The organism is Gardnerella sp. DNF01157 (genome assembly GCF_049244225.1).
Taxonomy (GTDB): Bacteria; Actinomycetota; Actinomycetes; order Actinomycetales; family Bifidobacteriaceae; genus Bifidobacterium; species Bifidobacterium leopoldii.
Genome location: NZ_CP058388.1, coordinates 73,341 through 85,514, shown reverse-complemented (window position 1 = coordinate 85,514; position 12,174 = coordinate 73,341). Strand labels below are relative to the sequence as shown.

Here is a 12,174-nt window from a genome sequence, read left to right as displayed (position 1 = left end):
GCACAAAAACTCCGTAGAAAGGAGGTGATCCAGCCGCACCTTCCGGTACGGCTACCTTGTTACGACTTAGTCCCAATCACGAGCCTCACCTTAGACGGCTCCATCCCAAAAGGGTTAGGCCACCGGCTTCGGGTGCTGCCCACTTTCATGACTTGACGGGCGGTGTGTACAAGGCCCGGGAACGCATTCACCGCGACGTTGCTGATTCGCGATTACTAGCGACTCCGCCTTCACGTAGTCGAGTTGCAGACTACGATCCGAACTGAGACCGGTTTTAAGGGATCCGCTCCATGTCACCATGTCGCATCCCGTTGTACCGGCCATTGTAGCATGCGTGAAGCCCTGGACGTAAGGGGCATGATGATCTGACGTCATCCCCACCTTCCTCCGAGTTAACCCCGGCGGTCCCCCGTGAGTTCCCGGCATAACCCGCTGGCAACACAGGGCGAGGGTTGCGCTCGTTGCGGGACTTAACCCAACATCTCACGACACGAGCTGACGACGACCATGCACCACCTGTGAACCTGCCCCGAAGGGAAACCACATCTCTGCAGTCGACAGGCACATGTCAAGCCCAGGTAAGGTTCTTCGCGTTGCATCGAATTAATCCGCATGCTCCGCCGCTTGTGCGGGCCCCCGTCAATTTCTTTGAGTTTTAGCCTTGCGGCCGTACTCCCCAGGCGGGACGCTTAACGCGTTAGCTCCGACACGGAACCCGTGGAATGGGCCCCACATCCAGCGTCCACCGTTTACGGCGTGGACTACCAGGGTATCTAATCCTGTTCGCTCCCCACGCTTTCGCTTCTCAGCGTCAGTAACAGCCCAGAGACCTGCCTTCGCCATTGGTGTTCTTCCCGATATCTACACATTCCACCGTTACACCGGGAATTCCAGTCTCCCCTACTGCACTCTAGCCCGCCCGTACCCGGCGCAGACCCACCGTTAAGCGATGGGCTTTCACACCAGACGCGACGAACCGCCTACAAGCTCTTTACGCCCAATAATTCCGGATAACGCTTGCGCCCTACGTATTACCGCGGCTGCTGGCACGTAGTTAGCCGGCGCTTATTCGAAAGGTACACTCACCCAAAAGGCTTGCTCCCAATCAAAAGCGGTTTACAACCCGAAGGCCTTCATCCCGCACGCGGCGTCGCTGCGTCAGGGTTTCCCCCATTGCGCAATATTCCCCACTGCTGCCTCCCGTAGGAGTCTGGGCCGTATCTCAGTCCCAATGTGGCCGTCCGCCCTCTCAGGCCGGCTACCCGTCGAAGCCTAGGTGGGCCATTACCCCGCCTACAAGCTGATAGGACGCGACCCCATCCCATGCCACTAAACACTTTCCCAACAAGACATGCGTCAAGTTGGAGCATCCAGCATTACCACCCGTTTCCAAGAGCTATTCTGGAGCATGGGGCAGGTTGGTCACGCATTACTCACCCGTTCGCCACTCTCACCAGTCAGCAAGCTGACTAGATCCCGTTCGACTTGCATGTGTTAAGCACGCCGCCAGCGTTCATCCTGAGCCAGAATCGAACCCTCCACGAAAAACTTCAATGAAGAGCCAACAAAAGGCTCCAATATTAAAAAGAAAAAGACGAGACATTCTTTAAGGAAAGAACATCCCAACAAAAAACCTCACCACCATTTAACCATCTCTCAGGCACCCTGCAATCTGCAAGGCAGGCAATGAACTGGCAATAATTAACTAATAAGTAGTACAGACACGCTCTTGAGTTCTCAAACCACCACCACACCAGCCGGCCCATCAACCTCAACCGAGGAGAACCAGCCGCGCTGAGCAGCAAGAGATAAACTTACACCAACCCACGCTAAAACGCAAACCCACCAAAAACAAACACCCCAAAACCATTGAAAACAAGCCAAAACACCGGCGTGTCGAAAACCACGCAAAAAAGCACCCAAAAACCAACACAAAACCAGGAACAATAATCAAAACCAACAAAAAATAATCAAAAATAGCCCCAAAAACCTCAAAATCGGGAGTGTCGCGCACCCACGCATTAAGAAAAACAGCAACAAAGACGCAATTAATACGGAATCAACGCGAAAAATACACAATAAAAGCAGAAAAAGATGAGATATACGATTAGATAACACAAAAAATATATGAGTGCGATATATGGAATACATACGAAATAAGAAATACCTATATAAATAGATACTTATTAAATAAACTTTTATAAAGAATACAAAGCACATAAAAACACAAAAAGCATAAAGCGCATAAAGAAAAGAAGAAAAGAATAGGATATTAACAGACATTAATAAAAAGAAGGATCAGAAGAATGAGCAACAAGCAATCGAACAGCAAACGCCATATTGTTGTACTAACCGGAGCAGGAATCTCCACAAGTGCTGGCATTCCTGATTTTCGCGGACCAGATGGCGTATGGACTAAGCACCCAGAGCAAATGAGTGTTTACGATATAGACGCGTTTTTAAGCAGCGAAGAAGAACGCATTTACTCTTGGCGCTGGCAAAAAGAGTCACCTGTTTGGAACGCTCAGCCAGGAACAGCACACAAGGCACTTGTAAAACTTGAGAAAGCTGGAATGCTAGATTTAATAGCCACCCAAAACTTTGACGCACTTCACGAAAAAGCTGGCAATAGCCCAGATATTATAGTGAATTTGCACGGAAGCATTGGAACCTCACACTGCATGAGCTGCCACGCGAGCTATAAAACAGCCGATATTATGCGCGACTTAGACGAGCATCCAGATCCGCATTGCAGACGCGCTCTTCCATACCGTAGCAATATGCCTTGCAACGGTTTAATCAAAACAGACGTTGTATATTTTGGCGAGGCACTTCCTGAAGGAGCAATGGAACGAAGCGCGCAAGCAATAGTTAAAGCGGACGAGCTGTGGGTTATTGGTTCCACGCTAGAAGTATTTCCAGCTGCTTCTCTCGTACCGCTAGCCGCGCGTGCAGGAGTGCCTATTACGATAATGAACTTGGGCTCTACACAATACGACTATTTGGCAGAGCGTATTATTCGCGAAGATATTGCGAAAGCTCTGCCAAAATTAGTAGACGAAACTATTGCAAAGTGATTATTGCAAAGTAACGCTATTAAAACTATTGCAAAGTAACAGCTATACCTTCCCAAGGCGCAAGCGTACCGTTTTTAAGCGATGTAAGCGCGTGATTCACGTCGTAAGTTGTAACCATTACGTCACGCCCCACAAAAGCGTTAGAGGCGCGATTTTGCAATAATTGCGCGCTCTGCGTAGGTATAGGCACGGTTGAATCAGTCATATTAATCATTACGAGCATGCGTTCTGTAGATTCCGCATTAGATTTCGCAGAATTTGCAGCAGATTCCGCAGCAGTCTCTGCAGAGTCATCCTGCTTTTCGCAATCAGATTTAAGCTCGCGCACGAAAGCGTACACGCACTCGTCATCCGCATCGACCAAATTCCAAGAGCCAGCAGAAACAATCGGCTCCGAATGGCGCAAAGCAATTAAATACTTATAGAAAGCGTAAACGGAATCTGAATCTTCCATCTGCTCAGCTGCATTAATGTCTACGTAGTTAGGATTCACACTAATCCACGGCTCTGCGTTATTTTGCGACGTAACATTAAAAGGCATAAAACCCGCGTATTTAGAAGCATTCCACTGCATTGGAGTTCTAGAATTATCGCGACCGCGCTTTGCGAGCGCATCCATCATCGACTCAGCCGACTGAATATGCGCTTCTTCTACGCGCTGCTTAAACATATTCAAGGCTTCCAAATCACGATACTGCTCGAGACGCGTAAAGTGCGCGTTAGTCATGCCAATTTCCTCGCCTTGGTACACGTAAGGCGTGCCGCGGTGCATGTGAAGAAGCATGGCAATCGCCTTAGCAGAGCGCACACGCATCTCCTCACTAGCCTCACTACCCCAGCGAGAAAGCGCACGCGGCTGATCGTGATTATTAAAGAACAAGCTCGCCCAACCAGCATCCGCTACCGCTTGCTGTTGCTCTGCCATCACGCGCTTTAATTCCGTAAGCTTTAGCGGCACAGGATTCCACTTAGTTCCGTTTTCGCAATCGATATCCACGTGATTGAACAGAAATAACATGTCGAGTTCACTGTGAGTAGGATCAGTAATATAAGTATTACGGTGCGGAGAAATTCCCGGAGCTTCACCAACAGTTAAGAAACCTTCGCGCCCTTCGAAAACTTCTGCACGCATCTCACGTAAGAATTCGTCTAAACGAGGACCATCCGAGCAGAACGGGAACGGCGAAGAATAGCCGTCAGCACCAGCTGGAAAATCTTCAATCTGGCAGCCAACTTCCCCAGGCAAACGACCTTCAGAATCAACATGCTTGGAAATTTGCGTAATCACATCCATGCGGAAGCCGTCAATTCCGCGATCCATCCACCAATTCATCATCTTGTACACGGCAGCGCGAACCGCGGGATTTTCCCAATTCAAATCTGGTTGCTTTGGAGAATACTGGTGAAGGAAGTATTCTCCGCGCTTCGGATCGTAAGTCCACGCGGAACCGCCGAAATACGAACCCCACTTATTCGGCTCCGCACCCGGCTCACCAGGCACACAACCTTCACGCGCAGGCCTCCACCAATACCAATCAGCGTAATCACTAGAAGCATCTCTTGAAGCCTGGAACCAAGCATGCTCGTCAGAAGTGTGATTTACTACTAAATCCATCACAACTTTAAGCCCACGCTTGTGCGCGCCAGCCAAAAGTTCGTCCATATCTTCCAAAGTGCCAAAAAGCGGGTCGATATCTTGATAATCGGAAATATCGTAACCGTTATCGTCTTGCGGAGACTTGTAAACAGGGCTGAGCCAGAGCACGTCAACACCTAAATCAGCCAAATAGTCGAGACGTGAAGTGATTCCCTTCAAATCACCAATGCCGTCACCGTTCGTATCCTGGAAGCTTCGCGGATAAATCTGATACACTACTGCATTCGCCCACCAAGGGTTTGGCGTAGCGCCGTTTGTGCGCACGGATTCTGGCAAGTTTGCTCTGTCAAAAGTAGTCATATAAACCCCATTAATTTACGTCAATAAGTATTTTTATTACAGTTTTATTTATTACAAATAATTTTATTTATTTAATAATATTTATGATTTTAGACTCTAAATTTTATCAGCATATTAGATATTACGCGCGGATCATAAAAAGCGGCCCGCAGTAAAAACCGCGAGCCGCTCCTCCTTCTCATTCATTGCAAGAGCTATAGGGATACTCTCTAAATTATTGCTGATTATGAAGCTTGAACGCGAGTTCTGCCAAATGAACTCCGTGCGTTAAGAATTCGTGAGTACGGCAAACGTAATCATTTTCGCGACCGAGCTTTGCTATGTAACCATTAATGTAATCGACTTCAGTCTTTCGTCCGCGACTCATATCTTGGTACATAGAAGGATAGTGCAAAGGATTTGCAACACGACTTACGTAATCGATAGCCTCCAACTCCTGCTGACGCGTATTAACCATACGAATTCCTGCACGATCGCACACGTCGTACGCTTCGTTAATAAGCTGTCGAGCCATATCCATAGCCCCAGGGTACGAAATAAACTGGCCCATTTGAATCTGATACATTGTGCACAAAGTGTTAACTACGGAATTGAAAACTACCTTCGCCATGCACGTACCATTGAAATCTTCCGTAATAGTAGGATTCAAGCCTGCAGCTTTAAAGTCGTCTCGCATAGCAAGCTCAACATCGCTCACCTGCTCGTTTAACGCACACATGTTCATGGTACCAACGCCAACTTTACCAATAAAATCAACGTCGCCCGGACCGTTCAAAACGGTTGCAATCATTGCAGTTCCACCATAAATATGGTCATCCGGGAAATATTGCTGCAACTTTTCGAAATGACCCCAACCATTCATAGCAGCAAACACAACCTGATGCTCTTTAAACAAATGCTTACAACGCTCCAACATTTCCGCAAGCTGCATTTGCTTCATAAACACGATCCACACGTCTGGATCGCCGTCATAATCTTCAGGCGTATACATATTAATCGGCACTAAATGACGGTTTTCGTGGTCACGGCTCACCATTACGCCGCCTTGCTCGCGAACTTTATTCACATTTTCATCCCAGGCATCAATGAAATCAACATGAATGCCAGCCGTTTCCTGCAACAAAACGCCATAGCGATATCCCATAGCTCCCGAACCGATCATTGCATATTTCATGCCACTCATAGTGACACCTCCTTTTAGATAAAAATGTGCTTAGGCGAAATTCGTGCATACATGGAAATTCGTCGAAGCGGCTGTGAATATAATAAAAAGCAGTAAGGCTGATTGTAGTGACTAAAATCAGCCAACTGCTTTTTGGTTTTTATAGCATATTACACAGTTTTAGAAGAATGTCAAAATTCTGTACATCGGCAAGGCGCGAACGTCAACTGAATATACTTACAATTTATGCATGCATCACCTACTTACAAGTGAAAAAATTGACGAATTTGAGCAACTGTACCGTAGGAAGCTTGTGCGCCAAATCCAGTAGCAGCATATGCAGCTACATAAGAAGCGAGTGACGCCGCATCAACCAACCGCATATCCACAGACAAACACGCAAGCACAGTACCCATAAAAGCATCGCCACAACCCGTAGTATCAACGGCATTGACATGCTGAGCCATAATTCGATGCACCGAATTATCAGCATAATCCAAAACCATAGACCCACGTGAGCCAAGTGTTACTATTGCCTCATTAAAGCCAAACTCATGCATTGCATGAAGCGTATGCTTCCAATCAAATGAATCCCAATCACCACTATCTGGTTCTGAAATATGCAATAGCTGTGCCATTTCATGCTCATTGACCAGTAAGATATCTGCAGATCGTATAAGATCTCGCGGTAATGTATCCAAAAAAGGCGAATTATTAAGCAAAACTTTTACGCCATGCTCATGTGCTAAGCGAGCGCACATCGTAACCGATTCTAATGGACTTTCCAAGCAAAGCCCTAATACTTTTGCATTAGTAATAGCAGCTTGCACAGATGACGACTGAATATAATCAATATCAACTTGCGAGTTAGATCCAGGCGCATAAACAATAGTATTTTCGCCACTTTGCGCATCCACTGTAATCACTGTTGCGCCACTGTTGCAATTGGGTACATGACGTACATACGTCGTATCAACACCAGATTCTCGCAAAGCACCAGTAAGAAAATCAGCATTAGCATCATTACCTACAGCACCGAACATACATACGTGCGCACCAAGCTTTGCAGCAGATACTGCCTGATTACCTGACTTACCTCCAGGCAGTATTCGTATTTCGTCACCTTTAATGGTCTCACCAGGCATAGGAAGACGATTAGCAACAATAGTATAATCCGCATTCATAGAACCAACTATCGCTACAGTAGGCATCTTCATATTTCGTAACGCAGGCAATGTCTCACGTTGCAAAGCCACGTTAACAGGCTGAATGACTTTAATCTTTTCTAAACTCTCCAACGAGTCAAGCATATGATAACTACACATAATTCTCCCTAAATATTGCGCAAAACAAAGCTTAGAATGGAACACCACAACGCAGCAACACGTTAGAATACGGAGTAGTCTCACCCGTTCGAATCACGAATTTAGCTTGCGAAACAAGAGACTTAAATCCTTGTTCGCCATCATGAGGCACATAAGTCAATGGCACACCAAGCAAATCCTTGACCCATGTTTCTGGAACATCATCACAAGCTTCTTCCGCCATAATACCAGACTCAAGAACAAGATCGTCCTTTATTGATGCAAGCACATCAGGAAATCGCGGTATTCCAAAAACCAAGGCTAAATCAATAACTTCTACGCCCGCTGGGACAGGCAAGCCACAGTCAGAAACAACAAATTGATCCTTATGCCTCAATTTTGCAATAGCAGCTGCTAATTGTGCGTTCAAAATACCATGAGTTAACATAATTCACCCCATATCGTGGCTCATGAAAGCGACATCAACAATGATCATCACCTTTATAACAAATGCGCCACCACGAACATATATGATAAAAATCTTATTAAGAAAACAATGGCGTTGAGAACGCTAAATCATACGGTATTAATAAATTTTACTGTTACAATTATTTTCACGAAAACATCATGAATGCTCTCAGCGCCATATAAATTTTGCATTAGCTATATTAATCCATAAAACTACTCAACATAAACTTTAATGTTTATACACAGAATTACATAGTTTTATGCAAATATGTATTACTCAAAATCACCCACATTCTTTACTGTCACTGTTTTCACAGTAATTGGCTCAGTCTTTGGAACACTTTGCCCTTTAATAGCTTTTACAGCAGCAGCAACGGCAGAACGACCAAGTTCCTTTGGCTGCTGAGCAATTGTTCCAGCCATTGTGCCGGCTTTAATAGCTTTCATACCGTCAGCAGTGCCATCGAAACCTACTACTTTAATTTCTTTACCAGCTTTAGCTCCTAATGCTTGAATGGCACCTAATGCCATCTCGTCATTTTCGGCGTAAATGCCGGTTGCATTCGGGTGCGATTGCAACAAATTAGTAGCCACATTTAATGCTTCAGCACGGTCAAAGTTAGCAGTTTGTTCTGCTACAACTTTAATATTTGAATATTTTTTAATACGATCTTTGAATCCTTTGCCACGGTCGCGAGTAGAAGCCGCTCCAGGAATACCTTGCAAAACCAAAACTTCACCCTTTTCGCCCATACTATTAGCTAGCGTGTCAGCAGCCTGAGCACCACCAGCAACGTTATCGGAAGCAATATGCGAAGTAACTTTTTCACCAGTTACAGAACGGTCAACAGAAATCACAGGCAAGTTCGCGCTTAGCAACGGGGCAACTGCAGGACCAGCAGCATCAGAATCTACAGGGTTAATAATAACAGCTTTTGCACCTTGTGATTGAGCATTCTGCGCTTGATCCTGCTGCTTTGCAGAATCATTCTGAGCGTCGGAAACTTGCAAATCAACACCAAGTTTCTTTGCTTCAGCTTGGGCACCATCACGTAAATCCACAAAGAACGGATTATTCAAAGTAGAAACTAGCAATGCGACTTTATCGCCACCATTAGTACTACCACATGCACTCATGCTGACAATAAGTGCAGATGCTGCTGCAACCGCGCAAGCAATCTTTACGCCTCGACGCATAATTGGATAATTCATCATATCTCCTTTGATTATTGCCCTGTGCTACCGCAAGTTTTTAGTTCGATAAATCCACAATGTTGCAGTGACATAAGGCTGATGTTTCACCATCTCTTTACCTTATTGTTACGTAGTTTTGAGTTATAAAGTTCAGTTATAATATTCCAAATCGTTTCAATTCTTGCTGAAAATATTGATTACTCGCCACTTACGAATCAACATTTGCAAGATTCACCTCCTTCCTACGAGAAGATCAAGTTTATAAAAGTATTAATTTGCTGTCAGTGCGTATCTTCCTTGCGGCGCAAAGTGTCAAGGCTCACAGCAAAGGCAATAACCAAACCAATAACTACTTGCTGCCAGAAGGAGGAAACATTCAAAATATTCAAGCCATTACGAATTACAGCCAGCAAAATTGCTCCTACGAAAGTGCCAGAAATCTTACCTTTACCGCCTGAAAGCGAAGCACCACCGATAACAACAGAAGCAATAGCATCCATTTCATAGCCAGTGGCGGCCTGAGGCTGAGCGGAATGTAAACGACCGGCAATAACTAAACCAGCGATGGCAGCGAAAATACCGGAAAAAATAAACACCATAATTTGTGTTTTATGAATATTGATACCAGAAAGGCGAGAGGCCTCCATATTTCCACCAACAGCATACATAGAACGACCAGTAGTGGTGAAGTTCAGTATTACTGCAGCAATAACACCCATGATAATCATCATCACGATTGGCATTGGAATACCTAATATGTTGGCACCAAAGAAATTCACCATGCCAGAGGTAGAAATAGGACGACCGTCTGAAACAACAAGGGTAAGTCCACGCGCAACAGACATCATTGCCAATGTAGCAATAAACGATGGTAACTTAAGAAAAGCGTTCGCAACACCTGAAATAAGACCAAAAAGCGCACCGGTTACTATACCTACAACAACAGTTAACACTGGCGGCAACCCCATAGAAACGCCTGTATACGCAACCAACATGCTAGAAATTGCAGCCACCGCACCTACTGACAAATCAATACCAGCGGACACGATGACAAAGGTTTGACCGAATGCCAAAATAGCAACTGTCGCAGCTTGAATACCCACATTGAGAATATTCACACTTGTCAAAAATGCTGGCGTGGCGCACGAAAGCGCAGCACACAAGATAATCAAGCCGATAAGAGCGCCATTACGTGACGCAAACTTTTTCGCTGCAGGCAAAAATCCTTTATCAACTGCACCGTATCCCAAATGCTCAGATTTTGCACTACTCGTAGCAGCCATAATTTATACTCCTTTAACAAATTTTGCTATAACTCACTGCACTACTGTGTGCAATAAATTGTTGTATGCAAGTTTTACGTTTGATTGGTAACTTTAATTTTTAAGATTTCAATATGGCTCATGTATCAGTTTCATATTGAAAGCAGTAAGGTTTTACTCATTCCTGTATGCTCAAATACCAGATGTATTAAGGTGAGTCACTGCAAGCTCCATCACACTTTCCTGCGTAGCCTCGCTTGCAGCTAATTCACCGCTGATTCTGCCGTTCGACATCACCAATACGCGATCTGACATGCCAAGCACTTCAGGCAAATCTGAGGATGCCATCAGCACAGCACCTCCATTTTCTACGATACTGTTAATCAACTCGTAAATTTCTACACGAGCACCAACATCAACACCACGAGTAGGCTCATCCAGCAATAGCACTTTCACGTTCGCCATAGACCATTTGCCGAACACGATTTTTTGTTGATTACCGCCAGATAGCGAACCAGCGGGTTGATCAATGTTTGCCATACGAATACGCAATTTTTTTGCAGTTTCTTCTTCGCGAGTACGCTGCCCTTTCAAATCCGCAAATCCTGCATGTGCTGTAGGAACTAATGTAGAAATTCCCAAATTTTCTGCAACAGATGCTTCAAGAATCAACCCTTGTACTCGACGATCTTCTGGGACTAAACCAAGACCAGCTGCGATGCTTCCTGCAATATTCGCTTTCGCAATAGATTTACCATCAACAGTTATTGAACCTGAATCATAACTATCTGCACCAAATATTGCACGAAGAACTTCGGTACGACCAGCACCTACCAAACCTGCAAGACCCACAACTTCGCCAGCATGAACGCTGAAGGATACATTTTCTAACGTACCTTTTCGCGTTAAGCCTTCTACTTTTAGCAGCTCTTTGCCTTGACTACGTTTGCCATGAGGGAATTGATTTGTAATATCACGACCTACCATGAGTTTTACAAGTTCCTTCTCAGGAACTTGCGCATCAACAGTATCGACGTATTTGCCATCGCGAAGTACAGTTACAACATCACCAATACGCGCAATTTCATCTAAATGATGAGAAATAAACACCATTCCAACATTTTTGGATTTTAAATCTTCCATAATGTTAAATAACTGTTCACATTCTGGTTTTGTTAGAGCAGCTGTTGGTTCATCAAGAATAAGGATAGATGCATGTTGCATAAGTGCTTTGGCTATTTCTACCATTTGTTGACGAGCTACACCAAGTTGTCCCATTGGCTTATTGACATCTTCATCTAAACCGATAACTTGCAATGCAGATTCCGCACGAGCACGCATCGTCGCCCGACTAACAAAACCAGCTTTCGTAGGAAGCATACCAAGGAACAAATTTTCCATAATAGAAAGTTCTGGCACCAAATTTAACTCTTGGTGAATCACAGCAATGCCCAATTTGCGAGCAGTATCCACATTAGGAATTCGCACTGTTTCACCATTGATCTCAATATGACCTTTATCTGGCTGATAAATGCCACTCATCATCTTAATAACTGTTGACTTGCCCGCACCATTTTCACCAAGGAGAACATGCACTTCACCTGGTTTTACTGTTACAGACACATTGTCAACTACCGTAGAATTACCGAATATTTTCGATACTCCTACTAGCGATAGTTCCGTCATGTCCTACCTCTTTCTTCGCTACAGCACCACTGCTGCCACGAAAATGCAATAAATTACGCTACAT

9 protein-coding genes and 1 rRNA gene are annotated in these 12,174 nt (G+C 44.9%); 1 reads left to right on the top strand and 9 read right to left on the bottom strand.

The features are described from left to right. Positions 1 to 17 precede the first annotated feature (17 nt). Positions 18 to 1,545, bottom strand: a 16S ribosomal RNA gene (locus tag HXT38_RS00330). A gap of 192 nt (positions 1,546 to 1,737) precedes the next feature. Continuing rightward, on the bottom strand, positions 1,738 to 1,884 hold the full coding sequence (locus tag HXT38_RS00325; protein WP_162720529.1) for a hypothetical protein: 147 nt from the start codon (positions 1,882 to 1,884) through the stop codon (positions 1,738 to 1,740). A gap of 422 nt (positions 1,885 to 2,306) precedes the next feature. On the opposite strand from HXT38_RS00325, the gene HXT38_RS00320 reads away from it, so the two are divergent. After that, positions 2,307 to 3,077: an SIR2 family NAD-dependent protein deacylase gene (locus HXT38_RS00320; RefSeq protein ID WP_064340713.1), complete on the top strand. Its 771-nt coding sequence runs from the start codon at positions 2,307 to 2,309 to the stop codon at positions 3,075 to 3,077. A 25-nt stretch (positions 3,078 to 3,102) separates the two neighbouring features. Here HXT38_RS00320 and HXT38_RS00315 read toward each other — a convergent pair whose 3' ends face one another. The 7 genes from HXT38_RS00315 to HXT38_RS00285 all read right to left on the bottom strand — a co-directional run bounded on the left by HXT38_RS00315 (position 3,103) and on the right by HXT38_RS00285 (position 12,110). Further along, positions 3,103 to 5,034, bottom strand: coding sequence for an alpha-glucosidase (locus HXT38_RS00315; RefSeq protein ID WP_004119823.1), 1,932 nt, complete (start codon positions 5,032 to 5,034; stop codon positions 3,103 to 3,105). A 214-nt stretch (positions 5,035 to 5,248) separates the two neighbouring features. Next, entirely contained in the window at positions 5,249 to 6,217 is a 969-nt protein-coding gene (locus HXT38_RS00310) for a ketopantoate reductase family protein (protein WP_421791834.1), read from the bottom strand. Positions 6,218 to 6,459: 242 nt separating this feature from the next. Continuing rightward, entirely contained in the window at positions 6,460 to 7,506 is a 1,047-nt protein-coding gene (locus HXT38_RS00305; RefSeq protein WP_004119819.1) for a ribokinase, read from the bottom strand. A gap of 46 nt (positions 7,507 to 7,552) precedes the next feature. Continuing rightward, positions 7,553 to 7,948: a D-ribose pyranase gene (gene rbsD / locus HXT38_RS00300; RefSeq protein ID WP_004106191.1), complete on the bottom strand. Its 396-nt coding sequence runs from the start codon at positions 7,946 to 7,948 to the stop codon at positions 7,553 to 7,555. 293 nt (positions 7,949 to 8,241) lie between these two features. Beyond that, complete coding sequence (locus tag HXT38_RS00295; protein ID WP_004119817.1) at positions 8,242 to 9,180, bottom strand: D-ribose ABC transporter substrate-binding protein; 939 nt, start codon at positions 9,178 to 9,180, stop codon at positions 8,242 to 8,244. Positions 9,181 to 9,443: 263 nt separating this feature from the next. Then, a complete protein-coding gene (locus HXT38_RS00290) occupies positions 9,444 to 10,445 on the bottom strand; it encodes an ABC transporter permease (RefSeq protein WP_004106187.1) in 1,002 nt (333 codons plus the stop codon). 171 nt (positions 10,446 to 10,616) lie between these two features. After that, entirely contained in the window at positions 10,617 to 12,110 is a 1,494-nt protein-coding gene (locus tag HXT38_RS00285; protein ID WP_032842457.1) for a sugar ABC transporter ATP-binding protein, read from the bottom strand. Positions 12,111 to 12,174 lie beyond the last annotated feature (64 nt).

Bases quoted from the DNA above. Each gene is read 5' to 3' on its own strand.
- HXT38_RS00315 (WP_004119823.1), bottom strand. From the start codon at position 5,034: ATGACTACTTTTGACAGAGCAAACTTGCCAGAATCCGTGCGCACAAAC.
- HXT38_RS00305 (WP_004119819.1), bottom strand. From the start codon at position 7,506: ATGCTTGACTCGTTGGAGAGTTTAGAAAAGATTAAAGTCATTCAGCCT.
- HXT38_RS00310 (WP_421791834.1), bottom strand. From the start codon at position 6,217: ATGAGTGGCATGAAATATGCAATGATCGGTTCGGGAGCTATGGGATAT.
- rbsD (WP_004106191.1), bottom strand. From the start codon at position 7,948: ATGTTAACTCATGGTATTTTGAACGCACAATTAGCAGCTGCTATTGCA.
- HXT38_RS00295 (WP_004119817.1), bottom strand. From the start codon at position 9,180: ATGAATTATCCAATTATGCGTCGAGGCGTAAAGATTGCTTGCGCGGTT.
- HXT38_RS00285 (WP_032842457.1), bottom strand. From the start codon at position 12,110: ATGACGGAACTATCGCTAGTAGGAGTATCGAAAATATTCGGTAATTCT.
- HXT38_RS00290 (WP_004106187.1), bottom strand. From the start codon at position 10,445: ATGGCTGCTACGAGTAGTGCAAAATCTGAGCATTTGGGATACGGTGCA.
- HXT38_RS00320 (WP_064340713.1), top strand. From the start codon at position 2,307: ATGAGCAACAAGCAATCGAACAGCAAACGCCATATTGTTGTACTAACC.